The sequence below is a fragment of the Natronobacterium haloterrestre genome (genome assembly GCF_900112205.1).
In the GTDB taxonomy this organism is placed as follows: Archaea; Halobacteriota; Halobacteria; order Halobacteriales; family Natrialbaceae; genus Natronobacterium; species Natronobacterium haloterrestre.
The window spans coordinates 153,576-178,572 of sequence record NZ_FOKW01000007.1 but is presented as its reverse complement, the minus strand read 5'-3'; the positions used below and the strand labels follow the sequence as shown (position 1 = coordinate 178,572).

General features: G+C 67.5%; 24 protein-coding genes and 1 tRNA gene. 18 read left to right on the top strand and 7 right to left on the bottom strand.

The window, feature by feature from the left end; all coding sequences use genetic code 11:
• The first annotated feature begins 396 nt into the window (after positions 1-396).
• From BM113_RS14485 to BM113_RS14460, 6 genes are all read left to right on the top strand, one after another.
• Positions 397-2,247 (top strand): cytochrome D1 domain-containing protein, encoded by a 1,851-nt coding sequence (locus BM113_RS14485; RefSeq protein WP_089788769.1) that lies wholly within the window; start codon positions 397-399, stop codon positions 2,245-2,247.
• A 73-nt stretch (positions 2,248-2,320) separates the two neighbouring features.
• The gene (locus BM113_RS14480) at positions 2,321-3,493 is read left to right on the top strand and encodes a beta-propeller fold lactonase family protein (RefSeq protein WP_089788768.1); all 1,173 of its coding nucleotides are present in this window, start codon (positions 2,321-2,323) and stop codon (positions 3,491-3,493) included.
• Complete coding sequence (locus tag BM113_RS14475) at positions 3,490-4,668, top strand: YncE family protein (protein WP_089788767.1); 1,179 nt, start codon at positions 3,490-3,492, stop codon at positions 4,666-4,668. The genes BM113_RS14480 and BM113_RS14475 overlap by 4 nt, the downstream gene beginning before the upstream one ends.
• Positions 4,665-5,951: a radical SAM/SPASM domain-containing protein gene (locus BM113_RS14470; RefSeq protein WP_089788766.1), complete on the top strand. Its 1,287-nt coding sequence runs from the start codon at positions 4,665-4,667 to the stop codon at positions 5,949-5,951. The genes BM113_RS14475 and BM113_RS14470 overlap by 4 nt, the downstream gene beginning before the upstream one ends.
• A gap of 5 nt (positions 5,952-5,956) precedes the next feature.
• Positions 5,957-7,417, top strand: a complete 1,461-nt coding sequence (gene hemA / locus BM113_RS14465) for a glutamyl-tRNA reductase (protein WP_089788765.1) — start codon at positions 5,957-5,959, stop codon at positions 7,415-7,417.
• An 11-nt stretch (positions 7,418-7,428) separates the two neighbouring features.
• Positions 7,429-7,767 carry a 2Fe-2S iron-sulfur cluster-binding protein gene (locus BM113_RS14460; RefSeq protein WP_089788764.1) on the top strand — a complete coding sequence of 113 codons (339 nt, stop codon included), beginning with the start codon at positions 7,429-7,431 and terminating at the stop codon, positions 7,765-7,767.
• A 108-nt stretch (positions 7,768-7,875) separates the two neighbouring features.
• Here the strand turns inward: BM113_RS14460 and BM113_RS14455 are convergent, their stop codons facing one another.
• From BM113_RS14455 to BM113_RS14445, 3 genes are all read right to left on the bottom strand, one after another.
• The gene (locus tag BM113_RS14455; protein WP_245758066.1) at positions 7,876-8,247 is read right to left on the bottom strand and encodes an ArsR/SmtB family transcription factor; all 372 of its coding nucleotides are present in this window, start codon (positions 8,245-8,247) and stop codon (positions 7,876-7,878) included.
• A 140-nt stretch (positions 8,248-8,387) separates the two neighbouring features.
• Positions 8,388-9,854 (bottom strand): heme o synthase, encoded by a 1,467-nt coding sequence (gene cyoE, locus BM113_RS14450; RefSeq protein WP_089788762.1) that lies wholly within the window; start codon positions 9,852-9,854, stop codon positions 8,388-8,390.
• Between the two features lie 315 nt (positions 9,855-10,169).
• Complete coding sequence (locus BM113_RS14445) at positions 10,170-10,730, bottom strand: GNAT family N-acetyltransferase (RefSeq protein WP_218149964.1); 561 nt, start codon at positions 10,728-10,730, stop codon at positions 10,170-10,172.
• Positions 10,731-10,784: 54 nt separating this feature from the next.
• Between BM113_RS14445 and BM113_RS14440 the strand changes: the two genes are divergently transcribed.
• Complete coding sequence (locus BM113_RS14440) at positions 10,785-11,798, top strand: DHH family phosphoesterase (protein WP_089788761.1); 1,014 nt, start codon at positions 10,785-10,787, stop codon at positions 11,796-11,798.
• A gap of 56 nt (positions 11,799-11,854) precedes the next feature.
• Here the strand turns inward: BM113_RS14440 and BM113_RS14435 are convergent, their stop codons facing one another.
• Positions 11,855-12,358, bottom strand: coding sequence for an Hsp20/alpha crystallin family protein (locus BM113_RS14435; RefSeq protein WP_089788760.1), 504 nt, complete (start codon positions 12,356-12,358; stop codon positions 11,855-11,857).
• A gap of 165 nt (positions 12,359-12,523) precedes the next feature.
• On the opposite strand from BM113_RS14435, the gene BM113_RS14430 reads away from it, so the two are divergent.
• From BM113_RS14430 to BM113_RS14400, 7 genes are all read left to right on the top strand, one after another.
• A complete protein-coding gene (locus BM113_RS14430) occupies positions 12,524-13,204 on the top strand; it encodes a type 1 glutamine amidotransferase domain-containing protein (protein WP_089788759.1) in 681 nt (226 codons plus the stop codon).
• A 114-nt stretch (positions 13,205-13,318) separates the two neighbouring features.
• Positions 13,319-13,513, top strand: coding sequence for a hypothetical protein (locus BM113_RS14425; protein WP_007141782.1), 195 nt, complete (start codon positions 13,319-13,321; stop codon positions 13,511-13,513).
• A gap of 103 nt (positions 13,514-13,616) precedes the next feature.
• Positions 13,617-13,829, top strand: coding sequence for a DUF1918 domain-containing protein (locus tag BM113_RS14420; RefSeq protein ID WP_089788758.1), 213 nt, complete (start codon positions 13,617-13,619; stop codon positions 13,827-13,829).
• Between the two features lie 94 nt (positions 13,830-13,923).
• Entirely contained in the window at positions 13,924-14,400 is a 477-nt protein-coding gene (locus BM113_RS14415) for an RNA-binding protein (protein WP_089788757.1), read from the top strand.
• A 278-nt stretch (positions 14,401-14,678) separates the two neighbouring features.
• Complete coding sequence (locus BM113_RS14410) at positions 14,679-15,923, top strand: cation:proton antiporter (RefSeq protein ID WP_089788756.1); 1,245 nt, start codon at positions 14,679-14,681, stop codon at positions 15,921-15,923.
• A gap of 94 nt (positions 15,924-16,017) precedes the next feature.
• A complete protein-coding gene (locus BM113_RS14405; protein WP_089788755.1) occupies positions 16,018-17,169 on the top strand; it encodes an SPFH domain-containing protein in 1,152 nt (383 codons plus the stop codon).
• 102 nt (positions 17,170-17,271) lie between these two features.
• Positions 17,272-19,044, top strand: a complete 1,773-nt coding sequence (locus tag BM113_RS14400; protein WP_089788754.1) for a YcaO-like family protein — start codon at positions 17,272-17,274, stop codon at positions 19,042-19,044.
• Between the two features lie 23 nt (positions 19,045-19,067).
• On the opposite strand, the gene BM113_RS14395 is transcribed toward BM113_RS14400, so the two are convergent.
• Complete coding sequence (locus BM113_RS14395; protein WP_089788753.1) at positions 19,068-19,523, bottom strand: hypothetical protein; 456 nt, start codon at positions 19,521-19,523, stop codon at positions 19,068-19,070.
• Positions 19,524-19,629: 106 nt separating this feature from the next.
• Between BM113_RS14395 and BM113_RS14390 the strand changes: the two genes are divergently transcribed.
• Complete coding sequence (locus BM113_RS14390) at positions 19,630-20,115, top strand: cupin domain-containing protein (protein ID WP_089788752.1); 486 nt, start codon at positions 19,630-19,632, stop codon at positions 20,113-20,115.
• 27 nt (positions 20,116-20,142) lie between these two features.
• Here BM113_RS14390 and guaB read toward each other — a convergent pair whose 3' ends face one another.
• Entirely contained in the window at positions 20,143-21,645 is a 1,503-nt protein-coding gene (gene guaB / locus BM113_RS14385; RefSeq protein WP_089788751.1) for an IMP dehydrogenase, read from the bottom strand.
• A 446-nt stretch (positions 21,646-22,091) separates the two neighbouring features.
• On the opposite strand from guaB, the gene BM113_RS14380 reads away from it, so the two are divergent.
• From BM113_RS14380 to BM113_RS14375, 3 genes are all read left to right on the top strand, one after another.
• Complete coding sequence (locus tag BM113_RS14380; protein ID WP_089788750.1) at positions 22,092-23,171, top strand: DUF5794 domain-containing protein; 1,080 nt, start codon at positions 22,092-22,094, stop codon at positions 23,169-23,171.
• A 57-nt stretch (positions 23,172-23,228) separates the two neighbouring features.
• Positions 23,229-23,402 (top strand) — tRNA-Trp (locus BM113_RS22360).
• Between the two features lie 544 nt (positions 23,403-23,946).
• Positions 23,947-24,231: an amphi-Trp domain-containing protein gene (locus BM113_RS14375; RefSeq protein WP_089788749.1), complete on the top strand. Its 285-nt coding sequence runs from the start codon at positions 23,947-23,949 to the stop codon at positions 24,229-24,231.
• A gap of 23 nt (positions 24,232-24,254) precedes the next feature.
• On the opposite strand, the gene BM113_RS14370 is transcribed toward BM113_RS14375, so the two are convergent.
• Positions 24,255-24,779 carry a hypothetical protein gene (locus BM113_RS14370; protein WP_089788748.1) on the bottom strand — a complete coding sequence of 175 codons (525 nt, stop codon included), beginning with the start codon at positions 24,777-24,779 and terminating at the stop codon, positions 24,255-24,257.
• Positions 24,780-24,997 lie beyond the last annotated feature (218 nt).

Below are 24,997 nucleotides of genomic sequence, written 5' to 3'. Positions count from 1 at the left end.
GAGCGAGAGTCGAGTCTTCGGTCGCTAATAGCCACCCTCGAGTTCCCGCTGGACAGGAAGGGACCGGAACGCGTTCGGGTCGGTATTGACGTGTTCGACTCGAGCCGTGACCGTGATCGGTGCTCGAGCGGGCCGGTAACGCCGGCGGGCACACGCGAAGACAACTACTGGGGCAAGCGCATGCCACCGCTGCTCTTGCGCGCGCGTGGCTCTTGCGGGGGTTATGAACCTCGAGGCGAACCGCTTCGCCACCCATCCCAGTGAGTGAGTATGGACGCGAATTGTTCCGCATCGGTTCTCAGCGGGTGGGGGTCGTGTTCCGATACCAAGTATTCGCTACGGTGATCGTCGTCTGTAGCGACCCGTACGACCGATCCGCGTTCGGAACCGACAGCCATGTCAGAGAGCGAACATCCATCAGACGACGCGAAGACGACGGCGGAACGAATCGAGCGAATCAAGAAAGCCTACGCGATGCGGGTAGACGACGCCGAGGAGATGGGGATCGACGAGCAGTTGGATTTCCCGGACTGGATCGACCTGGACCTTCCGGAGCGGCGTCGCTTCCTGGCCGGAACCGCTGCGGCCGGGACGGCGGCCGTCGCCGGCTGTATGGGGGACGAGGAGCCGACCGACGGGACCGAGACCGGCGACGGCGAGGACTCCGAAGGTGGGTCCGGGGGTGACGAAGACGCCGAGCTCTACGAGTTCGAGATGCGGGCCTACCAGTGGGGCTTCGAACCCCAGGAGATCCAGGTTCCCGAAGGAGCGAAGGTCAAGATCGACTTCGTCGAATCGACGTTCGAGGAGAACCCCGATTTCAACCTCCACGACTGGCACCTCCTCGAGCCCTACGACGAACACGTCGTTCTGGAGGAGGACACCGATCCGGATTCGGTCAGCCAGTCGGTCGAGTTCATCGCCGACGAACCCGGTCGTCACCTCTACGAGTGTACGCTGTACTGCGGTTCGGGCCACGCCCAGATGGAGGGGGAACTCTTCGTCGGCGACGAGGCCGCGGAGTTCGACTACCGAAAGATCGAGGACGTCCAGACGACCCACGAGATCCTCAAGGAGGAGAGCGAACTGCCCCAGGAGCCGCAGTTGGTCGACGACCTGACGGACATGTTCGCGGTCGTCGAGCGGGGGAACGCCTCCGTGTCCTACGTCGACATGGAGAACCACGAGAAACTCGGTCGGATCGAGGACGTCGGCCACGCGATCCACGTGACCGAGTTCCACCGCGACATCCCCGAGAACGAACGCGAGGGCGCGTACATGTACACGATGGCCCGCGACGGCTATCTGTACAAGCTCGACCTCTTCGGGCTCAACCGCGTCGCACGCGTCCGGGTCGGTACCGACGCCCGTGACCTCTCGCTCAACCGTACCAACGACTACCTGATCGCGGGGCTGTACAACCCCGGACAGCTGTTCGTCGTCGACGCGGACACGATGGAGCCGCTCAAGCAGATTACCACCAAGGGGATCGACCTCGACGGCCAGTTCGTCGAGAGTCGGGTCTGTGCGCTGTACGACGCGCCCCACTACGGGGTCTGGGTCGCCGCGCTCAAGGAACTCGGCCAGGTGTGGCTGATCGACTACACTCAGGACGACTTCCCCGTCGTCGAACAGATCGACTGCGCCCGGACCCTCCACGACGGCTTCTTCACCAAGGACGGCCGCTACTTCATGCTGGCCTCCCAGACCGACAACGTCATGTCGATCATCGACCTCGAGGAGCGGGAACTGGTGAAGAACCTCGAGGTCGGGGCGGTTCCCCATCCGGGACCGGGTGCGCTCGACGCCGAGCGCCACCGCGCGTTCACGACCCACATCGGCGACGACGTCGTCGCCGCCTGGGACACGGACACCTGGGAACTCGAGAAGCTGATCGACGTCCCCGGCGGCGGGCTGTTCCTGCGGGACCACCCGGACTGCGACTACATCTGGTGTGACGTCGCGCTCCGGGACGACCCCGAACTCGACCAGCTAGTGTACGCGATCGACCGCGAGACCCTCGAGGTCGCGTTCGAGGTAGAGACCGGCAGCGACCACGCCATCCACCCGATCTTCTCCAACGACGGCCAGGAGGTGTTCGTCAGCCACTGGGCCGAGGGGGAGATCCACGTCTACGACAGCCACACCGGCGAACACATCGAGGAGGTCGAGGGTGACTTCACCGACTGTACCGGGAAGTTCCCGATGCGACGCGCCGAGAAGTTCGCCATGGACTGGGACGCCTGACACAGAGAGCTGAACGATCGACTCGCACTGCACCACTCCCCCACCTACCCTCCATCTCAGCCACCGTCTTCCCATGACCCGATCCGAATCCGGACCCACCGCGACCGCCGAACCCGACTCGAGCGTACCGCCCGACGACCTGGCGTTCGTCAAACTGATGCGCGACACGGGCGTCGCCGCGATCGACGTCCGCAGCGGCGACCACGTCGCGACCGTCGGCGACGGACGCCACCCGCACGGACTGGCGGTCGCGCCGGGCGGCGGACGAGCCTACGTCGCGTTCGCGGGCTCGAGCACGGTCGAGGCCGTCGACCTCGGCTCGCTGTCGACGGTCGAGCGGACCGACGCCGTCGGGACCGCGCCGATCGGGATCGAAGCCTCCCGCGACGGGCGCTACCTGTTCGTCACCGGCTACGGCGAACTGCCCGACGGCGACGAGCCGGGGCTGACGGTCCTCCGGACGATCGAGTCGGCCGACGGGGAAGCTACCGCACTCGAGCCCGTCGCCACCCGCGCGATCGGGAAGTGCGCCGGCGCCGTCGTCGATCGATCGGGGGACCTCTGGGTGGCGCTGAAAGCCGACGACGCGGTGGTCCGGATGGACGCCGAACCCCCGTTCGAGGTCCGGGACCGGTTTTCCGTACCGGGGGATCCGCAGGACCTGGCGTACGCGCCGGCGGTGGGGCTGCTGGGGGTGAACAACGTCGAGGACGGGAGCGTCTCGTTCCTCGACCTCGAGCGGCGGGAACTCGTCGGGACCGTCGACGCGCCGAACCCGCGAGGGGGCGTCGTCTCCGCCGCGCACGATCGCTGGTTCGTCGGCGACACCGAGGGCGACGGCGTGACGGTGATCGACGTTGCCGGCGAGCCGACGCCGCTCGAGCGGGTATCGCTGGGCACGCCGACCGCGTTTCCCGACGTGACGCCCGACGGCGGCTACGCCGTCGTCGACGCCTACGAGGACGACCGCGTGACGTTCCTCGACGTCGAGACGCTCGAGCCCGTGGCGCGGGTACGGACGGGTCCGGAACCCCGCCATCCGCGATTCGGCGCGGACGGCCGTCGCTGCTACGTCCCGAACGTGAGCGGGGATTCTTTTTCAGTGCTAGACACGAGACCACTCGTTCGGACGACAGAACGATCGCCGACCGTCGAGACGACGATCGAACTTCCCGAGGACAGCGCCCCCTCGAGTTGTTTCCTGACCGAGGGCGCGACCGGTTTCGATTTCGGTGATTCGTCATGACACGATCCACGCAAACCACAACCGAGACGACCCGGGCGGACGCGCCGGACACGGAGACCGCGGACGAAGATCGGGACAGAGACGGCCTCGCCATCGTCAAAAACGCGGGTAGCAGCCACTTCAGCGCCGTCGACCTCACCGCCCGCGAGGTGGTTACCCAGGTCGGCGACGGCAGCTACCCCCACACGGCCGTCTTCCACCCGGACGGGAGACACGCGATCCTGCTTTACATCTCGAGTTCGCACCTCGAGGCGGTCGACCTCGAACGGATGGAGACGGTCCAGCGGGTCGACGACCTCGGGGTCGCGACCGTGGGGAGCGCGCTGACCGACGACGGGAAGCGGCTGTTCGTCGGGACGGCGGCGGAGTTGCCCGACGACGTCGACCCCGGAGTAGTGGCCTTCCGTGTCCACGGCGCGGACGCCGACGACGCGCTCCGACTCGAGCGGATCGGCACGACGACGGTCGGTCGCTGCGCCGGGATGTGTACCGGCCCGAACGGGCTCGTCTACGTCGCCGAGAAGAACGCCGGCGAACTGATCGCGCTGTCGCCGACGGCCGAGTTGACCGAACTCGAGCGCTACCAGGTCGGGGACGACCCCCACGACATCTACCCGGTGCCGGGGACCGACCTGATCGCGGTCAACAACGCGGGCGAGTCGTTCGCGACGTTCGTCGACGCCGCCCGGGGCGAGGTTCGCACGACGGCCCCGACGGGCGAGAACCCTCACGGCATCGCGTTCGCCGACGGACCCGGCGGGCGGCGGGCCTACGTCCCCGCCCGCGAGGACGACCGGCTCGCGGCGATCGACCTCGAGGCGGTCGCGGCCGGCGACGACGAGCCGACCGCGTTCGTCGACGTCGGCACGGCGACCGGCTTCGCCGCGACCGCGGCGGACGATCGGTACGTCCTGGTCGACTCCTACGACGAGGAGCACGTGACGATCGTCGACGCCGAGACGCTGTCGGTCGCCGGCCGGGTCGAGGTCGGCGGCGAACCACTGCACGTGGTCGTCTCGCCCGACGGCCGCGAGTGTTACGTCGGCAACATGGATCGCTCCTCGGTGGCCGTCCTCGACGTCGAACCGCTGCGGGCCGACCGCCCGGCGGACGTGACGGTCGTCGATCGAATCGACGGACTCGGCGAGATGCCGAGCGGAATCTTCCAGCCATGATCGACCTCACCAGATTCGTCAACGGCATCGACAACCGCCCCGAGGGGATGAAGTACGAGCGGACGTTCGGGGGAAGGGAGGGTGGCGAGCGGGGCGACCGCTCCGACGACGGGGGCGACGAGGACTCGCCGCTCGTCCCGCTGGTCGTCTGGAACACCACGCCCGCCTGCAACCTCCGGTGTCAGCACTGCTACTTCGGCGCGGTCGACAGCCGTTCGGACGAGGAGCTCTCGACCGCCGAGGCGAAGGCGTTCATCGACGACCTCGCCGACGCGAACGTCCCCGTGCTGGTCTTCAGCGGCGGTGAACCGTTCGTCCGCGAGGACATCGCCGAACTCGCAGCCTACGCCGACCGGCAGGGGATGCGGACCATCGCCTCGAGCAACGGCACCTATCTCACCCCCGAGCGCGCGGAGGCCGTCGCCGACGCGGGGATGGCCTACGTCGGCGTCTCGCTGGACGGCGTCGGCGACACCCACGACGAGTTCCGCGGCAAGGAGGGCTCGTTCGAGGCGGCCCTCGAGGGGATCGAGAACGCCCAGGACGCCGGGATGAGCACCGGGATCCGTTCGACGATGACCCGCGAGACGATCGAGGACCTCCCCGACCTCGTCGACCTGGCCGTCGACCTCGAGGTCGACCGGCTCAACGTCTTCCACCTGATCTACACGGGCCGGGGCGGGACGATCACCGACACCGATCTCCCGTTCGAGCGCACCCGAGAGATGGTCGACTACCTCTTCGAGCGCACGCTCGAGCTGGCCGAGACCGACCCCGGCATGCAGCTGCTCTCGGCGGGCAACTACGCCGACGCGGTCTACCTCTACCGGAAGATCCAGCGCGAGTTGCCCGAACGGGCCGACCGCGCCCGCGAGTTGCTGTTCGAGGACGGCCCCGGCCGCGTCGTCAAGAAGGGCGACGGCGGCCCGAAGGTGGTCAACGTCGACTACCGCGGCGACGTCCACCCGAGCATGTTCCTGCCGACGATCACGATGGGCAACATTCGCGAGCGGCCGCTCGAGGCGGTCCTCGAGGACAGCGACGTCTGGTCGAAACTCGCCGAACCGAGCCGCCACCTCGAGGGCCGGTGCGGCGAGTGTCCGTTCAAGGAGGTCTGCGGGGGCAACTCCCGGGCCCGCGCGGTCGCCGAGAACGGCGACCTCTGGGCCGAGGACCCGCGGTGTTACCTGACCGACGAGGAACTCGGCCTCGGCGAGAGAGGGGGAGAGAGCGGGACCGTCCGGGAGCCGACCGACGTCCCGACCGACACGCTTCGAACCTGAGAACCATGTCAGATCCGATCCAATCCCCGCGTTCGGGGCCGCACTCGAGATCGAGTTCACATTCACGGTCGCGTTCGCGGCCGCATCCACGAACGCAATCGCGCTCGAGTTCGAGCGAGAACGGGACGGCCGCTGCGTCGTCCACGTCAGCCTCGGCTTCGCCGACGAACGCGAACGAAGGGACAGCGAGCGACGCGGAGCCTCGATCGATCGAACGGCTCGCCTGCCTGACCGTCGCGGGCGACGACGGCTCGCTCGAACGGATCGGCGACCTCGCGCCCGAGGACCCGGTCGCGGCCGCGGAATCGGTCGTCGCGACGGATCGGATCACCGAGTGTTTCGTGCTCGCGACCTGCAACCGCGTCGAGGTCTACGTCGGCGGACGGTCGCCGTCGGATCTGCCGGCCGCCCTCGAGGCGGCCCGGCGGACGCTGTCGCTGCCCGCGGACGCCGAGAGCGGACGGATCTACACCGGCCTCGACGCCGTCGAACACCTGTCGCGGCTCGCGGCCGGACTCGAGAGCCCGATCCTCGGAGAGGACGAGATCATCGGGCAACTTCGCCGCGCCCTGGAGGCCGCCGACGAGGAAGGGCTGGTCGACGGCGTCGTCGGCCGGGCGGCGGAGTGCGGGCTGCGAGCCGGGCGGACCTGCCGGGCCGAGACCGGCATCGCCGACGGCCGCCTCGACTACGGAACGGCGGCTCGCGACCTGCTCGCCGGGAGCGTCGACGCGCCCGAACGGATCGCCGTCGTCGGCGCCGGCGAGGTGATCCGGGCGGCCGTCGAGGCGATCCGCGATCGCTGGCCGGCGGTCCGGATCGACGCCGCGAACCGCACCGTCGAGCGGGCGCGCGAACTCGCGACCGAGGCCGGCGTCGCCGTCGGCCTCGAGCGGGTCGACGAAATCGTCGTCCCGGCGGACGCGGTCGTCACGGCGACGGGGGCCGACGAGCCGGTCGTCGGGACCGACGCGCTCGCGACCGACGGCGAGGCGACGCCGACGGCCGTCGTCGACCTCGGTAACCCGGCGGACGTCGACCGGGCGCTCGCCGAACGGACGGCGATCGAGTACTGGTCGCTCGAGGACGTCCAGCGGCTCGCAAGCGACCGGACGAGCCGTCGACGGGCGGTGCCGGACGCCGAGGCCCTGATCGACGAGCATCTGGTCCGGTTCGTTCGGCGGGAACGCGAGAACCGCGCCGAGGAGACGCTGCGCGCGCTGCACGAACACGCCGCGGCGGTTCGCGAGGCCGAACTCGAGCGGGCCCGGAACCGACTCCGGGACGGCGAGGCCGACCCGGAGCAGGTCCTCGAGGAGTTCGCCACCTCCTTCGCCGGCCGGCTGTTCGGGCCGCCGACGGATCGGCTCCGCGAGGCGGCCCGGGAGGACGATCCCGAGTTGCTGCGGGCGGCACGCGAACTGTTCGAGCTATCGATCGCCGACGAAAGCGATGCGGACGACTGAAGATCGCAGCCATGCCAACGATACGCTTCGACGGCGAACGGATCGAGTGCGAGGACGGCCGCAACCTCCTGCGGGCGCTCCCCAGGGGTGCCCTCTCGAGTGCGACCCCCGTCTCGCTGTGCGGCAACGGCGTCTGCGGCATGTGTGCCGTCACCGTGGCGGGCGAGACCAACGAGTTGACGGAGGCGGAGCGGAATCGGCTGTCGGAGCCGTGCGAGGACAGTCCCTGCGAGGGAGAAGGAGGAGGCGGAGACGGAGACGGAGACGAAACCGACGCCGACCAATCTCGGCGTCGGTTGGCCTGTCAGACCGAAGTCCACGGCGATCTCGAGGTCACGACGGACGAGTAGCGCGGGTTGGTCGCGGGCCCGTCCGTCGGGTCCGCAGCGGCGATCGTGAACGGTAACGGTAACGTGAACGTGAACGTGATCGTGATCGTGATCGCGGTCCTGCGTCGCTCAGATGTCCGGGTTGCAGAACACGTTCTTGCCACCCTTGCGACAGTCGATACGGAGTTCGCCGTCGCTGGTCACGGAAACGCGGTCGATCCGCCGCACGTATCGGGCCGGCTGGTCGACGTTCGGCCCCTGATCTAGCTCGCGAATCAGGCCGGCCTCCTCGAGCTTCGAGAGCTTCCGGTAGGTCGTCGAATCCGGCAGATCGAGTTCCGCGGCTAGCTCTCGAGCGGTAGTCGGGAGCTCGATCGCCTCGTAGATGCGTCTGGCGGTCGGATCGGCGATCGTGTCGACGATCAGCGACGGGTCACAGCCCTGTTCCCACGCTCGCTCGGCACCGTTGCAGGGTTTCGCCGGATCGGTTGACTTGCTCATACGAGAGTATAGAACGTGAACGTGGTTTACGACCGTGTCCGGTTCCCAGTCTTCGGGATTCGACACGAATGGGTTCGTCCGCTAAAACGGGGGTGCGAGGCGGAATTCGGGATCGTCGGACGGGCCGTGAGGGTGTGTCCTCACGCGACGACGATCGTCTCGAGAACGATCGTGACGAGGATCGCCCCGAGGTAGTAGTTGGAAACGTAGAACGACCTGAGCGCCGCGTCGTCGGTGGACTCGCGGTACTGGCGGACGACCGATCGGAGGAAGACGGCCCCGAGCCCGACCGACGTCACCGTGTAGAGCCAGCCCAGGCCGGCGAGCCAGCCCAGCAGGCTCGCCGAGAGCAACGTCGCCCCGAGGAAGAGCAGGACGTGTCGCCGGGCTGTCAGCACGCCCTCGACGACGGGGAACATCGGGAAGCCGCCCCTGGCGTAATCCTCCCGGTAGGCGATCGCGAGGCTGTAGAAGTGGGCGGGGGTCCACCAGAAGATGACCGCGGCGAGCACCACGGCGGGGAGACCGACGCTGCCGGTGACCGCCGCCCAGCCGATCAGCGCCGGCAGGGCTCCCGCACCGCCGCCGAGTACCGTGTTCCAGGCCGTGTTCGGCTTCAGGACGGCGGTATAGAGGACCGAGTAGTACGCGATTGCAGCGAGGGTCAACCCCGCAGCCAGCGCGTTCACCCAGGTCAGCATGACGGCCATCGAGGCGGCGACGAGGCAGACGGCGAAGGCGACGGCATTGCGGACGGGAACGAGGTCGTGGACGAGCGGCCGATCGTTCGTCCGATCCATCTTTCGGTCGCGGTCGCGCTCGAGGACGTGGTTGAACGTCCCCGAGGCGCCGATCGCCAGCACGCCGCCGAGCAGCGTCGCGGCGACCGTGCTCACGGCGACCGACTCGCCGGTGACCGTCGCCAGCCCGACGCCCGCCAGCGCGACCAGACAGAGCAGCCACATGAGTTTGGGCTTGGTCAGCGTCAGGTACGCGCCGGCCGTTCGCCGGAGCCGTTCGACCGTTCCCAGGTCCTCGATCCGAACCTCGGTCGAGGCCCCCGATGCGGGTTCATCGGGGGAATCTCCGGCCCGGTCCGGGGCCAGCGTGGGGTCCGACGCGAGCGGTTCCGTGAGGTCGGTCTCCCCCTGCTCGCGCTCGAGCGCGCGGTTCTCCAGTGTCACCGCCAGCGCGCCCAGCAGGCCGCCGAAGATGGCCATCGCGAAGACGAGGTGCGCGACGCCGACGAGCGTCGAGGCACCGAGTACGAGCGCGGCCCCGAGCGCGACCTGGACCGGGAAGAGGACGACGGCGACCGCGATGCCGGCCTTCGCGCGGCGGTCGACGTCGAGTCGCCACGCGGCGAGGGCGGTTGCGACGACGAGGAGGCCGGCCGCGAGCGCGGCAGCGCGGTGGCCCCAGAACAGCAGGGCGTCGCCGGTCATCGGTCCGATCGTCCAGTCGCTCGAGCAACTGGGCCAGGTCGTACAGGAGGAACCGCTCCCGGTCGTTGACACGGCAGTTCCGAGGGCGATCAGCAGATAGGCGGCGATGGCAGTCGCCCCGAGCAAATCTCCGAACCGTCGACGATCGATTGGTGGCATCATAGTGTCCGTCCCTCGAGTCGCGGGTGTTCGAGCGTGCAAACGTCGCGTGTCGGTTTCCGTCGGCTGATCGGGCATCGATTCGCGTCGCTTTCGCTATCGCGCCGTCCTGCGAGTGCAGTCCCCCCATTGCCGACGGCGGTCGATCGGCCGGACCGCCGAAACCGACGGCACGGCGTCCGTATTCGAAGGGACGAACGGGGCTCCCCTATGTCTCCTCCCGAACCGGTTCGGGAGACGACACGGGCACCTGACGGCCGGGCACGGGAGAACTCCGGCGGCCGGTCGAGCGCTCGCCGGTCGACCCGAGCGGGCCGATCAGGAAAGCGTCGTCCGCATCAGCACGGCGGGAACGTCGACCCCCGCACCGGCGGGACCAGCGATGTCTATCTCCCGCACGCGCTCGAATCCGGCCACTTCGTAGAACCCGACGGCGTTGAGTGAGGCGTGGACCGTCACCGTCTCGTAGCCCTCCTCGCGGGCGACGGACAGCAGGTGATCGACGATTTCCCGCCCGACCCCGGACCTCGCATGTTCGGGGTCGACGAACGTCGCCGCGATGACGGCCGAACGGTCCTCGAGGTGGAGGCTGCCCCAGCCGACGACCGAGCCGTCGCGTTCGGCGACGACCGGCCGGGTTGCGTCGCCGTCGAACTCCTCGTCGGGGATCCCGTCGTCCGGAAGCAGGAGCCTCAGTTGCTCCCCGGTGTACCGGTCGGCCGCGCGCCGTCGGAGGGCGTCGGCCTCTATTCGTGCCATCTCGAGTGCGTCGTCGCGGATCGCGGTTCGGATCGAGACCACGGGTGTCCCCTCGTCGTCCGGCAGTATAGTGATTTCGTTGACACGTTCGCCGGTGCCGGCGAGCAGGGAATTCGCCACTTCCCGACTCACGCCGACGCTGGGTTGAAACCGCTGCTTCCCGTAGGTTCGAACATGAGCCGCGCGGCAGACCTCGCCGCGGTCCTCGAGTCGACCGAGTCGCTCGCGATCGTCTGTCACGACGATCCGGATCCCGACTGTCTCGCGAGCGCCCTCGCGCTCGAAGCGATCGCCCTCGATACCGGGGTCGACGGGGTGACGATCGGGTACGGCGGCGAGATATCTCACCAGCAAAACCGCGCGTTCGTCAACATGCTCGAGATAGACCTCGGGCACGTCTCCACGGTCGCGCTCGAGGACCACGAACGGGTCGCGTTCGTCGACCACACCCGAGCCGGCGGGAACACGGAAGTCTCCGAGGTCGAACCCGACATCGTCGTCGACCACCATCCGGATCCGAACGCGGACGGCTCGGACGAGGTCGCGTTCGCGGACGTCCGGACCGAGTCCGGCGCGACGGCGACCATCTTCGTCGAGTATCTCACCGATCTCGAGGTCGAGTTGACGACGCGGCTAGCTTCGGCCCTGCTGTTTGCCCTCCATCGGGAACGGCTCGACTTCGTCCGGGATCCGACGCGCCGGGAGTACGAGGCCGCGCTGGCGGTCTACCCCGAGGCGGACCTCGAGACCCTCGAGCAACTGTACGGCAGCGCGTTCTCACCGGCGACGCTCGACGCCATCGGCCGGGCGATCGCGACCCGGGACCGACGCGGCTCCTCGATGGTCGCGAGCGCGGGCAAGACGGCCGAGAGCGACGCGCTCCCACAGGCCGCGGACTACCTGCTCAACCTCGAGGGGGTCGACACCGTCCTCGTCTACGGCATCGTCGGCGACGCGATCAGAATAAGCGGCCGCTCGATCGACCCCCGCGTCCACATGGGCGAGACCCTCGTCGAGGCGTACGGAAAACTCGGAGAGGTCGGGGGGCACCACGACATGGCCGGCGGCCGGATCGAACTGGGGCTGTTCGCCGACGACGCCGACGACGCTGACGCGCTGCTCGAGTTCGCCGGCGATCGGCTCACCCGACGCTTCTTCGAGGCGCTGAACCTCGAACGCGAGGAGTGACGCGGGAACTTGACATCCTCCCACCCCTGGAGGGGTGGGCTCTCGCCCGCTACGTGTCAGTCGATATCGATTTCCGTCGGTTCCATCGTGGACGCGTACTTCGGGAGCCGGACGGTCAACACGCCGTCGTCCAGCGACGCCGTCGCGTCGTCGGCCGCGACCGGCTCCGGGAGGCGAACGCGGCGGGCGAACGACCGGGCGGTCCGCTCCCGTCGGAGGTAGGCGGGCGGTGTGCGGTCGCGGACCGATTCGGCTCCCGGTTCCCCACGGGAGCGATCTCCACTGATCGTCAGCGTCTCCCCCTCGAGCCGAACCGTCAGATCGTCGCGCTCGTATCCCGGGACGTCGGCCACGACGACCAGTTCGTCGCCCGCGTCGACGAGATCGAGCCGGATTCCCGTCCATCCCGCCGCGAGGTCGAGTCGGCTCCGCTCGTCGCCGGTCCGGGTGTACGTCCGCACGGCGTCCTCGAGTCGCTCACCGACCTCGGTCAGCAACGTTTCGACCGCCGCTTCACCCCGGTCTTCGAGATCGTCCGACGGCGCGGAACGCGGTAGCATGGGTATGGATTGCTACGTGCTGCCGGGTGAAAAGGGCGGGTGCGGTGGCCTCGCAGAGTCGCGCCGGGGACGATCGACCGTGGCTCGAGCGGGTTAGCTCCTCCGGAGGCGGCAGAGGCGAGGGCAGGGCTGGACGTTTTTACCGTGCTCGGCGTACCGATGGGTATGACATCGGCACTGTTCGTCGTCAGCGAGGAAGGCTACTGGGGAGAGGAGTGCGTCGAGCCCCTCGAGACGCTGTCGGATGCGGGGGTCGAGATCACGGTCGCGACGCCGTCCGGATCGCCGCCGGTAGTCGACGAGCGCTCGATCGATCCCGACGAGGTCGGCGAGGAGACCGCCGAACACGTCCGCGAGGTTCACGAGAACGACGAGCGGCTGAACGATCCGATCCCGACGGCTCGAGCCGACGCCGAGGCCTACGACGCCGTCGTCTTCCCCGGCGGCCACGGCACCGAGTGGGACGTCAACCAGGACAGCGACGCACGCCGTCTCCTGCGACACGCCGTCGAGGGCGACGACGGGAAGGCGCTGGTCGTCTGTCACGCAGTTGGTATCCTGGCGTTCGCCCGCGACAGCCACGGCGCGTTCATCGTCAACGGTCGCCACGTGACCGGCTTCCCCAACGAGTGGGAGGAGGGCATCGTCGACGAGAACGACTGTATGCCGAGCGGTCGCAAACTCCCCTACTGGGTCGAGGACGAGGTCAAAGCGGCCGGCGGCAACTGGGACGCCGAACTCGACAGCGACACGAGCGTCACGGTCGACGGCGACCTGATCACCGCTCGGGGGCCCGGTTCCTCGTCGGCGGCGGCGGAGACGCTGCTCGAGGAACTCGGCGTGTAAGGCGCGACACGGGCTGAGACGGCGGGATCGACCTATCGAACCGAAACCTGTCACTGGAGAGATGCGTCGATCCCGGAACGAGGACGTTATCCCCCTCGCGCTCCGAGGACGGTCGTGGCCCCTCCAAACCCGAACGCAGACGCCGCGGATCCGAACGCCGCCACCCCGACGTCCCTCGAGAGCCGAAGTTATCGTATCACCGTCGACGACGGCCGAGAATCGTTCTTCGCGCTCAGCATCGAGGACACCGCCAGGGACGACGCGTGGCTCATGTCGGACACTGTCGTCGCGCTCGAGAGCATGCGGTGACCGACTGGAGTTTCCCAGCGACCGGTGGATGCCGTCGAGAACCGAACTCGAGGGCTTGGCGTGAATCAGTCCCTTTTTACGAGACGCCAGGGAAATATCGGCTATGAGCTTCGAGGAAGACGACCACGTCGTCCTGCACGACGAGCACAGCGAATTCGACGGAGAGACCGGCACGATCACCCAGACGATGGAGTCCATGTTCGGCGACGTCACCTACACCGTCAGCTTCGAAGACGGGCAGGAAGCCGGCGTTCCCGAGGACGCCCTCGAGGCGGCGGACGAGGCCCCGGACGCCGACGCCGACGCCGACGAGTAACCGACGGGTCGTCGCCTCGCGCACCGCGTCGCGGTCCGCCGAAGACCGACTCCGGCGACCGAGCCTCGAGTTTCAGTACACTACCGAACCGCAGATGCCACAGATTCCGCTTCACTACGTCGACTTACGGACGTTCTGTTACGCCACGGAGGACGAAAAGCGCGTCGAGGAGGCGCTCCGGACGTTCCTTCCGGGCGATGACGACGAGAGCGATGGGGACGAGCAGGACGAGGAACCGTTCCCGATCGAACGCACCGAAAGCGAAGGCCACTACGGCGACCGGATCCTCGTCCTCTCGGCTCGCGTCGAGAACGCCGACGACGTCCGGTACGTCCTCTCGCGACTCGCCGACCTCGAGGAGTTCGACCGGCTGATCGACGAACTCGACGATCGGGTTACCGAAAACACCGAACTCTTCCTGCGACTGGACAAACAGGCCGCGTTCGGCGGGGACGTCCGACTCGGCGAGGGACTCACCTTCCGCGGGAAGGTCGAGGCCTACCCAGCGAAAAAAGAGCGAGCCGTCGAGAACGCAGAGGAAGTTCTCACGCGACTCCGCGACCAGGAGTGACTACCGGTCTTTGCCCTTCTCCCTTCTCCGCCCTCTTCCTCGCGGTTCCGACCGAGAGACTACGTCACCTCGAGCGGAGTGGTGATCGTCCTTTCAGGAACACCACCTCGCCGCGAAACGATCGAGCGACCCCTGGGCCCGGGCGACCCCCGACACTAACGTGGTCCCGGACCGATTGATTCGACCGGACCTGATGCCGCTGCCGGTCCGTGGTGCTGCCCCCGACCGAGAACCGACGACGAAACCACAGCCGTCGGCCCGTCAACAATAGGTGAGAAATGGTAGAAACAGTCTCGATCGACATCCTGAGTCTCCTGCTCGTACTGACCGTCGCGTGGATCTTCGGCGCGATCGCCGAGCGGTTCGGCTATCCGACGATGATGGGCGAACTGTTTGCCGGCATCGCCTTCGGGCCCGCCTTGCTCGGAATCTTACAGCCCTCGGAACTGCTCTCCGTCCTGGCCGAGTTCGGCGTGTTCATCCTGATGGTCTACGTCGGGATGGAGGTCGACCTGCGTGAACTGTTTCGCCTCGGCACCCAGTCGCTGCTGATCGCGTTCGGAGCCTTCGTCATCCCCTTCGGGATGGGGTTCGCAGCGGGCGTCTGGCTGGATCTGTCGATCGGCGCGGCGCTGTTTCTCGGGCTCGCGATGGCTGCGACGTCGCTCGCGACGAAGTCCCGCATCCTCGCGGACCTCGAGTTGCTCGACACGCGGATCGCGAACGTGTTGCTCGGCGGCGCGCTGGCCTCGGACGTCGGGGTGCTCGTCGCGTTCGCGGGCGTCGACAGCTACGTGACCGCGGGCGCGTTCGATCCGACCGAACTCGGGATCATCCTCGCCCAGGCGATCGGCTTTTTCGCGGTGACGCTCGTGCTCGGCTACCGCTTCCTGCCGGTCGCCTGGCGCACGATCGAACGTCAGCGCGAGCGATACGGCTTCGTCGACCGGACCACCGCGTTTACCTTCGCGTTGCTCGTCTCCCTGCTGTTCGCCCAGTTGGCGACGCTCGCCGACCTCCACATGATCATCGGCGGCTTCATGGCCGGCATGTTCCTCCGGCAGTCCGACGTCGAACCCGGGCTGTACGAGCACATGCACACCGTCATCTACGACCTCGCGATGGGGCTGTTCGCGCCGGTCTTCTTCGTCACCGTCGGCTTCCAGATCACCTTCGGGGTGTTCTCCGATTCGTTCGTCGTCCTCACGGGTCTGGTCACCGTCGCCTTCCTCGGGAAGATCATCGGCTCGTGGCTGTTCGCCGTGCCGACGTCGCTGACCTCGCGTGAGGGACTGGTCGTCGGCTTCGGCATGAACGGCCGCGGGACGGTCGAGATCATCATCGCACAGGTCGCCTTCGAGGCCGGCGTCATCGGTCAGTCGCTGTTCTCGATCCTGGTCTTCATCGCGATCTTCACGACCGCACTCGTCCCGGTCACGGTCACGTGGGGCGTGCGCCTGCTCGAGTCGGCGGACGAACTGGTCTACGTCGACGCCGCCCCACAGTCGTCCGGATCGGAGTGACGGTGACGGCGAACCCAGCCCGTCGACGCGAGCGCCGATACTGAGCCGTCGTTAGGGGCCAAGTGTTATTCGGCTCGGCTCCCTAGCTTGCTTGATGGACATCCTCACACACACCCTCGTCGGGGGGCCGATGCAGGTCGGACTCGAGGATCCGCTGGTACTCGTCGGAGCGCTCGTGTTCGTGGTCGTCCTCGCGACCGTCTGGTCGATGGTCGAGATCGTCGACGCCTACAACAGGGGTGCGCTGACGGTCCTCGGGGAGTATCGCAAACTGCTCGAACCGGGACTGAACATCGTCCCGCCGTTCGTCTCGCGGGTCTACACGTTCGACATGCGGACCCAGACGATCGACGTCCCGAGCCAGGAGGCGATCACCCGCGACAACTCGCCCGTGACCGCCGACGCAGTCGTCTACATTCGCGTGATGAACGCCAAACGTGCGTTCCTCGAGGTGGACGACTACGAGCGTGCGGTTTCGAACCTCGCACAGACGACCCTTCGCGCGGTGATCGGCGACATGGAACTCGACGATACGCTCAGCCGTCGCGAGATGATCAACGAGCGGATCCGCACCGAACTCGACGAACCCACGGACGAGTGGGGGATCCGCGTCGAGAGCGTCGAGGTCAGGGAAGTGACGCCCTCGCGGGACGTCAAGGGCGCGATGGAGCAACAGACCTCCGCCGAGCGCAAACGCCGCGCGATGATCCTCGAGGCCCAGGGGGAACGACGCAGCGCGATCGAGAAGGCGGAAGGCGACAAGCAGTCGAACATCATCCGCGCCCAGGGTGAAAAACAGAGCCAGATCCTCGAGGCCCAGGGTGACGCTATCTCGACGGTCCTGCGCGCTCGCTCCGCGGAATCGATGGGCGAACGCGCGGTCATCGACAGGGGCATGGAGACGCTCGAGCGGATCGGCCAGAGCGAGTCGACGACCTTCGTCATGCCCCAGGAACTCACGTCGATGGTCGGCCGCTACGGCAAACACCTCTCGGGCAGCGACGTCGCCGAGGAGAACGGCAAACTCGAGAGCCTCGAGTTCGACGATGAGACCCGCGAACTGATCGGCCTCGACGACATCGCCGAGATCATCGGCGAGATCGAGGAGACCGAGATGGACGTCGAGGCGATGGAGAAGGAGGCCCAGGCGATCAAGGAGGGCCAGGACATGCCGTCGGAGGGCGGAGACGTCGTCGACGTTCCGGAGACGCGCCAGGACGGCGGATCGGACGCCGACGGCTCCTGACGACCGGAGCCGTGACTACCGGTACGCGCCGGCCGGAAAACCGCGGGAAGGGGGCCGGGAACGAGCGCGGCTCTTTTGCCCCCTCCCCGTGACCGTTCGGGTATGCAAGTCCACGTCGTCGGCGACGACCCGGTCTATTCGGCCGTCGTCGCCGCGCTCGGTGACGTCGACGTCACCGTTGAAGACGCGACCCCGGACGAGCTCGCGGACGCGCGCTTCGCAGTCGTCGGGGACGTCGCCGGGGCAGCGACTTTCGAACGGGCGAACGAGTCGGCCCTGGCCGGGGACACCCCCTGGATCGCCGTCGAGATCGGCGGCGTCGGCGGCCAGCCGCTGTCGACCGTCGACGCCGCGGTGTCGGGGTTCGCCCCCGGAGCGGGAACGGGCTGTTTCGATTGCCTCCGGGCACGCGTCGCCTCCCACGTCGGCGACGCGGACGAGAGCCCGCAGGCGGACCGCAGCGCGGCCCGACTCGCCGGCGCGATCGCCGGCCGCGAGTGCGTCCGCGTGTTCTCGGGTGACGAACGATCGATCGTCGGCAGCGTCGTCGAACTCCCGCACCAGCGCCGACGGTTCCTCCCGGTTCCCGGCTGTGCCTGTGCGGACGGTGACGAGCGGGACCGCACCCTCGGCCGCGACGACGACGCGCTCGCCCTCGAGGCGGCCGTCGAGCGCGTCGAGGCGGCGATCGACGACCGGGTAGGTATCGTCGAGAGCATCGGCGAGGTCGAGTCGTTCCCCGCTCCCTACTACCTGGCGACGAACGCCGACACCTCGGTCTACAGTGACGCTGGCGCGCCGACACAGGCCGCCGGGGTCGCGACCGACTGGAACGCGGCCCTGATGAAAGCCGTCGGCGAGGGCCTCGAGCGGTACTGTGCCGGCGTCTACCGCGAGTCGGCGTTCGTCCACGCGAGCGAGGACGACCTCGAGGCCGGCGGCGAAACGGCGGTGTCGCCGACGGCCCTTGTTCGGCCCGAGAACGCGCCGGCCTACGACTCGAGCGAGGAGTACCGGTGGGTCCCCGGGGAGAACCTCGCGACCGGCGACGAGGCCCACCTGCCGGCCGCGGCCGTCCAGTTCCCACAGCCCGGCCCGCGGCTCGTCCCAGCGATCACGACCGGACTCGGCCTCGGCTCCTCGACGGTCGACGCCCTGCTGTCCGGGCTGACCGAGGTCGTCGAGCGCGACGCGACGATGCTCGCGTGGTACTCGACGTTCGACCCGCTCGGGCTGGCGGTCGACGACGAGGCGTTCGACGCCCTCGAGCGGCGCGCACGCAGCGAGGGGCTGTCGGTGACGCCGTTGCTCGTCACCCAGGACGTCGACGTGCCGGTTGTCGCCGTCGCTGTCCACCGCGATCCGGCCGCCGCGCCCGTCGACGAGGAGGGCGACGACTGGCCCGCATTCGCCGTCGGCTCGGCGGCCGGTCTCGACGCCACCGCGGCCGCGGTCGCCGCGCTCGAGGAAGGGCTCCAGAACTGGATGGAACTACGGAACCTCGGTCCCGACGACGCCGACGAGGCCTCGGGCGCGATCGGCGAGTACGCCGCGTTCCCCGATCGAGCGCAGTCGTTCGTCGACGTCGACCGGACGATCCCCGCGGCGAGCGTCGGGCCGGACCCCGTGCCGACCGGCGCGGCCCGACTCGAGGCGGTCGTCGACAGGGTCACGAATGCCGATCTCACGCCGTACGCGGCCCGGGTGACGACCCGGGACGTCGAGTCGATCGGGTTCGAGGCCGTTCGCGTCGTCGTCCCCGGTGCCCAGCCGCTGTTTACCGGAGAGCCGTACTTCGGCGAGCGCGCACGGGGGGTGCCCGAAGATCTGGGGTTCGAGCCGCGACTCGAGCGGGCGTTCCACCCCTATCCGTAGGGCGGCGGACGGCGGCCGGAAAATCAGTCGCCGGACTCGCCGCCGGTCGGCTCTTCGCTTGGACCGTCGTCGACGGTCGTGTTCCCCTCGTCGTCGCCGCGGTGGACGTCGATGACCAGGTCGTCGTCCCGGACGTAGACGTTCACGTGTCGAGTCTCCGGCGTGATCGAGACCTCCCTGATCTCTTCTTGCTCGTTGCCGTCGAACTTGATGACCCTGAACCGCTGGTCGGTCCGCTCGAGATGCTGGGGCATCGCCCGCTCGCCGGGCGTCACGGTGAAACTCTCGTCGTAGGTCTGTCGGTTGGTCTCGGACTCGTGGGCCTCGAGGCGCAGGTTGTAGGAGTCGTCGGCTTCGTTGACGATCTCGAGGGTGACGACGCCCTGAACGCTGAAGTGTTCCCGAACGCCCTCGAGACAGCCGGCGAGACCGGCCATCGTCGCGACGCCCGCGGTCCGGAGTACCGTGCGACGGTTCACGGCGAATCGTCGGGGCTGGACGAAGGTAGGCGTTACTCTTCGCCGGAGAGCGATTTGACCTCCCCCCGGCCCCGGGATTTTTGTCAATCCATACGGACGACGTGGCATGGAGAAAGTCACGATCGACGACGTCGAGACCCAGCCGAACCCGATGGGCGTCCACTCGATCAGGCGGCCCCTCTCGGCGGCGCTTGGCTGTACCGACTTCGCGATGAACTACTTCGAACTCGAGCCCGGCGAGTCCTTCTCGGGCGGCTACCACACCCACCACGACCAGGAGGAGGTCTTCTACGTTCAGTCGGGAACCGCGACGTTCGACACGGAAGACGGGGAGGTCGCCGTCGACGCGGGCGAGGTGATCCGGTTCGCCCCCGGCGAGTTCCAACAGGGCTACAACGCCGAGGACGCGACGGAGCCGGTCGTCGGGTTCGCGTTCGGCGCGCCCGGGGCGAGACACGACTGGGACGAGATCGAGTCGATCGTCCACTGTCGAGAGTGCGACGCGGAACGGGGACACGGGCTCGAACTCACCGACGACGGTGCGTTCCGGATGGAGTGTACAGAGTGTGGCACCGCGTTCGCGATCGATTAACGAGGCGAGCGGCGCTCGGCGGGATCGTCAGTTACCGTCGGGCGAGTAGTTCGGCGCCTCGTCGGTGATGACGACGTCGTGGGCGTGGCTCTCGGCCTGGCCGGCCGAGGAGACGCGGACGAACTCGCTGCGTTCCTTGAATTCGGGGATCGTTTCGGCGCCGACGTAGCCCATCCCGGACTGCATCCCGCCGGCGAGCTGGTGGAGTTCCGACTTGAGGGTGCCCTTGTACGGCGTCGCGGCCTCGACGCCCTCGGGGACGTAGTCCTCCTCCTCGTCGGGCTCTTCTTTCAGGTAGCGGTCGCTGTCGCCGGATTTCATCGCGCCGACCGAGCCCATGCCGCGGTACTGCTTGTACTTCTTGCCGTTCATCGTGACCACCCGGCCCGGCGCTTCGTCGGTCCCGGCGAAGTACGACCCGAGCATGACCGCGTCCGCGCCCGCGGCGATGGCCTTGATCGCGTCGCCGGAGTAGCGAATGCCCCCGTCCGCGATGACGGGCACGTCCTCCCCGCTGGCGACGTCCGCGACCTGTGCGACCGCCGTGATCTGGGGCATCCCCGCCCCGGAGACGACGCGGGTCGTACAGATCGAGCCCGGCCCGATACCGACCTTGATGCCGTCCGCGAAGTCGACCAGTTCCGCCGCGGCCTCGCGCGTACCGACGTTGCCGACCACGACGTCGGCGTCGACCGACTCCTTGATCTCGCGTGCGCCCTCGATGACGTTCCGGTTGTGCGCGTGTGCGGTGTCGATAAAGAGGACGTCGGCGCCGGCCTCGTCGGCGGCCGCGGCGCGGTCCTCCTCGAAGGGGCTGACCGCGACGCCCAGGCGGAGTCGACCGTCCTCGTCGCGGACGGCCTCGCCGTACTCCCGGCGCTGGAGGATTCCCTGCATCGTGACGAGTCCGACCAGAAGGTTCTCGTCGTCGACGACCGGGACGCGCTCGATCTTGTGCTCGTACATCAGGTCGAACGCGTCGCGGGGATCGACGCCCTCGTCGACGGTGATGACCTCGTCGGTCATCGCCTCCGTGACGGGGTCGTCCTCGTTGACCTCGAGGTGGGGCCGGATGTCCGTACTCGAGATGATGCCCAGCACCTCGCCGCGGGTGTTGACGACGGGCGCGCCGCCGACGCCCTCGCGGGCCATCAGGTTGTCGACCTCGCGGACGGACATCTCGGGGTCCGCGGTGACGACGGCGTCGTGGGGGATCACGAGTTCGTCGGCGCTTTTGACGCGTTCGATCTCTTCGACCATCTCGTCGATGTTCATGTTCCGGTGAAGGACGCCGAGACCGCCGTGTCGGGCCATCGCGATGGCCATCTCGCTCTCGGTGACGGTGTCCATCGCGGCCGAGAGGATGGGAACCGACACCTCGACGTTCGCCGAGACTCGCGACGTGAGGTCGGCGTCGTCGGGCTCGACTCGGCTCTCCTTCGGACGGAGGAGGACGTCGTCGAACGTCAGCGCTTCCGGTACCTGGAGTTTCGAAGAATAGGGCTCGTGCTCTGGAACGTCGTTCGCCATGTAAACCGTCCGAACCCGCGGGCAAAAAACGTTGCGAGATGTGCTACGTCCCCGGCCCACCGTCCGTTATCGGGGCACACGTTATGCGGTAGCAGCGCCCGCGAAACGGCAAATCCGTACATTACGACCCGAATATGGCTGTTAGTGTCGGAGACCAAATGTATCGTGAAACGCCGTCTCACACAACGTTTATGGACAATCCGGCCGTCGGTCTGGATATGCACGCTGTGAGTTCCAGCGAAGCCCGAATCGGTGGTCGGATGAGTGCGGTCTCCGCCTCCAGCTTTAAATTCGGGAATACACGAAAACTCACAGCACGAGGCCTTAATCGGACGAACTGGTGGCCGATTCTTCGGTCTTGCTGCCAGATTCACCCCCACGGTTATCGTCGGGATCGTCCGTCACATCACCCATCGGCCTCGGGTCATGGCCATCGACCCTGAGAAATGAGCGCCTCTGAACATCCGGTTGCACTCCGCCTCGAGTCATTAGTCGGTGGTAACGCCAAGTTGCTCGCCCTCGTGATGATGCTCCCGCTGATCGACGGGGTCTTCCCGGCCCTGATCCTGGCGGGAGCCCTGGACGAGCCGCTGGGAGCCATCCAGGTCGGACTGCTGATCTTCGGCGGGAGCGCAACGGTGGCGGTCATCCTCGCGGAGATGACCGGCTCGCCCCGCGAACAGGCCGGCGTCGTCCTGCTGGTCGGGATCCCGCTGATCCTGCTCTCGGCGGTGCAGGCCGCGCTCGCACCGGCGATCGAGAGCGTCATCGACATCCTGATCTTCGAGCGGTTCGCGGCCCTGGTGATCCTCGCGATCGCCGCGAAAACCGCAAGCGCGACGGTCGGCGAGTACCTGCCCAGCCCCGGCGTCATCATCGGGCTGGGGCTGGTCGCCAGCATCGACCCCAGCGGGATGAACCTGGTGCTGATGAACGACCCCGCGCTGGTAGCCAACTCCGTGCTGGCCGCAGCCATCGGCGTCGCCTTCGCACTGGCCGTCGCGCTGAGCGGCCCCTACCTGCGCGAGTACATGGATCTGGACCGATTCCGGTTCGGCAGCGCCGTCGCGCTCGGCCTGTTGCCGATGGCGCTGGTCGCAGACGCCTTCGGGCAGGCACCGCTAGCTGCGCTGATCGTCGCCGCAATCTTCGCGATCGACCCGCCACTCGAGCGCGCGGAGGACGAGGACGACGAGTTCACGGCCCCCGCGGTCGGGACGGGACCGCTGCCCGACGGCGGGAGCTGGGGATCGGGTTCGGACTCGGGTTCCAGTCCGAGTACGAGTCCGAATCCGTCCACCACCACCACGACCACGAGCGCAAGTGCAAGTGCAAGCGCGAGCGTCAACCCTCGCCATCCGACCGTCGAAAGCAGAGCGGACGGGGCCGGAGCCGACCTCGAGTCCGACGGCGGAACGGATGGGGAAGCCGAAAGCGAAGACGAGACGGAGAGCGAAGACGAAACCGAGGAGACCTACCCCGGGGACGACACCACGGACACGGCCGGTCGGGCCCCGTGGCTGTGACCGCGGCGTAACTCGAATCGAAACCACTTTAGGGAAAACCCCCCTACGAAATGGCGAGGGGTTGTGGCCAAGCCAGGTATGGCGACTGACTCCAGAGGCACGCGCCCGGGACGACACTCCAGACTGATATACTGATCGGACGCCTGATCAGCGTCCGTGTGATGACCCTCTGGAGTTCCGAGGCGCACCGGAGATATCAGTCGATCGGGGGTTCAAATCCCTCCGACCCCATACTTCTGTCGCGAGCAAACTCGCGAGCGACGGGTATGTGATTCGGTGGGATTTGAATCAGGGAGCAGCTTTTCTGCGACCGTGGTTCAAATCCCTCCGACCCCACTGGATTTTGCTGCGAACAAGCTCGTGAGCGGTAAATACGTGATGTTGGAGGAATTTGAGCCCAGAGGACGAGTGGAGCGACGTCCTCGTGGTTCAAATCCCTCCGCCCCCACGCTCGTTATCACGCTCACGCTTTCAGGGGCCAGTAGCGAACGTCCGTCGACGATCCGAGAGCGCGAACCCTTTCCAGACGGTTCCCAGCGATTAGTCCGATCGGGTCTCCGCCGCTCCTTTAAGCTGTTCTGGTCACGAGGTGTAGCTACGACGGGAAGCCGTTCTCCTAGTCCCAGGTCGTACCCCGGGAGTTACTTCGCCGGTCTTTCCTCGAGTCTTCCGACGACACAATTCCTCGAGCCTTCCGACGACACAAGTGGAATACCGTCTATTAGGGCGACGCTCCGGGAGCGAACTATTTATTTGCGCGACACGTAGGTAGCCTATGCCGGAGAAAGTCCTCTTCGAATCCGAGAGCAGCCAGGACCGCGCCGCCATCGCCGACTACCTTCGCCGGGTCGCGGACAATCTCGAGGCCGGCGAGGCCATCACGCTCTCGGCGGGCGACCAGTCGGTGACGATGGAGCCGCCGGCCCGCCCCACCTTCGAGGTGAAGGCCGAACGCGAGGGCCCGACCGACGGACCGGGCGAGTTGAGCGTCGAGTTCGAACTCGAGTGGGACGAGGGTGTCGACGGCGGCGACGGCAGCGGCGAGTTGCGAATCGAGTGACCCGCTCAGCGTCAGTGTCGGTGTCAGTGTAAGGTCCCGTCCCGCACCTTGTCGTCGTAGGCGAACAGCGCGTAGCCGACCTCGGCCGCGCTGTACCCCGTCTCTGCGGCGACCTCGCGGATCGGACCGATCATCGTCACGTAGTCGTCGGCGTCGAACGACTCCTTGCGCCCCTCGAGGTAGTCCAGCCGCTCGAGCGACGCCCAGACACGGGTATCGACGACGGCGTGGCGGTCCGGATCGTAGGCGGCGAGCACGCACGACGCCGCCGGCGCCTTGAACCCCGACAGGCCGGTCAGCAGGTGGATCTTCGAGAAATCGTCCTCGACGGAGAGGACGTTCTCCGTGACGGTGCGACACCGTTTTTCGGGGTTCGTCTCCACGTGGTAGGCGCTACGTGTCGAGGACTCGTAGGCGATTTCGTACAGTTGGTCGCGGGTGAGATACCCCTGGTCGCGGTAGGTCTCGCCGAACTCCTCGAGGCGACTCGGGAGTACGCCCTGGGTTTCGGCGTAGTACTCGAGGTTATCAGCGACGAACGACTCCATGGCGGGGTGTGTGAAGGGGGAGTACTCGGACGTTTCGTTTCGGGAGCCTGTCGACGCCGCCCGCATCCGTCGGCGCCGCCCGCGTGTCGGACCGATCATTTGATTCGAACGACCGGTCAACGTAGTCGACCGTCGGTTTCGACTGACTCTCACTGCGATTGGGTGGCGGGAAAGGCTACCGGAAGGGAAATCCGTCTATATGCGTTCGTGGTGGACTG

Excerpts from the sequence above, each read along its gene's own strand:
- BM113_RS14430 (WP_089788759.1), top strand. The coding sequence starts at position 12,524 with ATGACATCGGCACTGTTCGTCGTCAGCGAGGAAGGCTACTGGGGAGAG.
- guaB (WP_089788751.1), bottom strand. The coding sequence starts at position 21,645 with ATGGCGAACGACGTTCCAGAGCACGAGCCCTATTCTTCGAAACTCCAG.
- BM113_RS14455 (WP_245758066.1), bottom strand. The coding sequence starts at position 8,247 with ATGAGCAAGTCAACCGATCCGGCGAAACCCTGCAACGGTGCCGAGCGA.
- BM113_RS14405 (WP_089788755.1), top strand. The coding sequence starts at position 16,018 with ATGGACATCCTCACACACACCCTCGTCGGGGGGCCGATGCAGGTCGGA.
- BM113_RS14470 (WP_089788766.1), top strand. The coding sequence starts at position 4,665 with ATGATCGACCTCACCAGATTCGTCAACGGCATCGACAACCGCCCCGAG.
- BM113_RS14390 (WP_089788752.1), top strand. The coding sequence starts at position 19,630 with ATGGAGAAAGTCACGATCGACGACGTCGAGACCCAGCCGAACCCGATG.
- BM113_RS14400 (WP_089788754.1), top strand. The coding sequence starts at position 17,272 with ATGCAAGTCCACGTCGTCGGCGACGACCCGGTCTATTCGGCCGTCGTC.
- BM113_RS14380 (WP_089788750.1), top strand. The coding sequence starts at position 22,092 with ATGAGCGCCTCTGAACATCCGGTTGCACTCCGCCTCGAGTCATTAGTC.
- BM113_RS14410 (WP_089788756.1), top strand. The coding sequence starts at position 14,679 with ATGGTAGAAACAGTCTCGATCGACATCCTGAGTCTCCTGCTCGTACTG.
- BM113_RS14440 (WP_089788761.1), top strand. The coding sequence starts at position 10,785 with ATGAGCCGCGCGGCAGACCTCGCCGCGGTCCTCGAGTCGACCGAGTCG.
- BM113_RS14475 (WP_089788767.1), top strand. The coding sequence starts at position 3,490 with ATGACACGATCCACGCAAACCACAACCGAGACGACCCGGGCGGACGCG.
- BM113_RS14485 (WP_089788769.1), top strand. The coding sequence starts at position 397 with ATGTCAGAGAGCGAACATCCATCAGACGACGCGAAGACGACGGCGGAA.
- BM113_RS14370 (WP_089788748.1), bottom strand. The coding sequence starts at position 24,779 with ATGGAGTCGTTCGTCGCTGATAACCTCGAGTACTACGCCGAAACCCAG.
- hemA (WP_089788765.1), top strand. The coding sequence starts at position 5,957 with ATGTCAGATCCGATCCAATCCCCGCGTTCGGGGCCGCACTCGAGATCG.
- BM113_RS14480 (WP_089788768.1), top strand. The coding sequence starts at position 2,321 with ATGACCCGATCCGAATCCGGACCCACCGCGACCGCCGAACCCGACTCG.
- cyoE (WP_089788762.1), bottom strand. The coding sequence starts at position 9,854 with ATGATGCCACCAATCGATCGTCGACGGTTCGGAGATTTGCTCGGGGCG.
- BM113_RS14420 (WP_089788758.1), top strand. The coding sequence starts at position 13,617 with ATGAGCTTCGAGGAAGACGACCACGTCGTCCTGCACGACGAGCACAGC.
- BM113_RS14375 (WP_089788749.1), top strand. The coding sequence starts at position 23,947 with ATGCCGGAGAAAGTCCTCTTCGAATCCGAGAGCAGCCAGGACCGCGCC.
- BM113_RS14435 (WP_089788760.1), bottom strand. The coding sequence starts at position 12,358 with ATGCTACCGCGTTCCGCGCCGTCGGACGATCTCGAAGACCGGGGTGAA.
- BM113_RS14415 (WP_089788757.1), top strand. The coding sequence starts at position 13,924 with ATGCCACAGATTCCGCTTCACTACGTCGACTTACGGACGTTCTGTTAC.
- BM113_RS14460 (WP_089788764.1), top strand. The coding sequence starts at position 7,429 with ATGCCAACGATACGCTTCGACGGCGAACGGATCGAGTGCGAGGACGGC.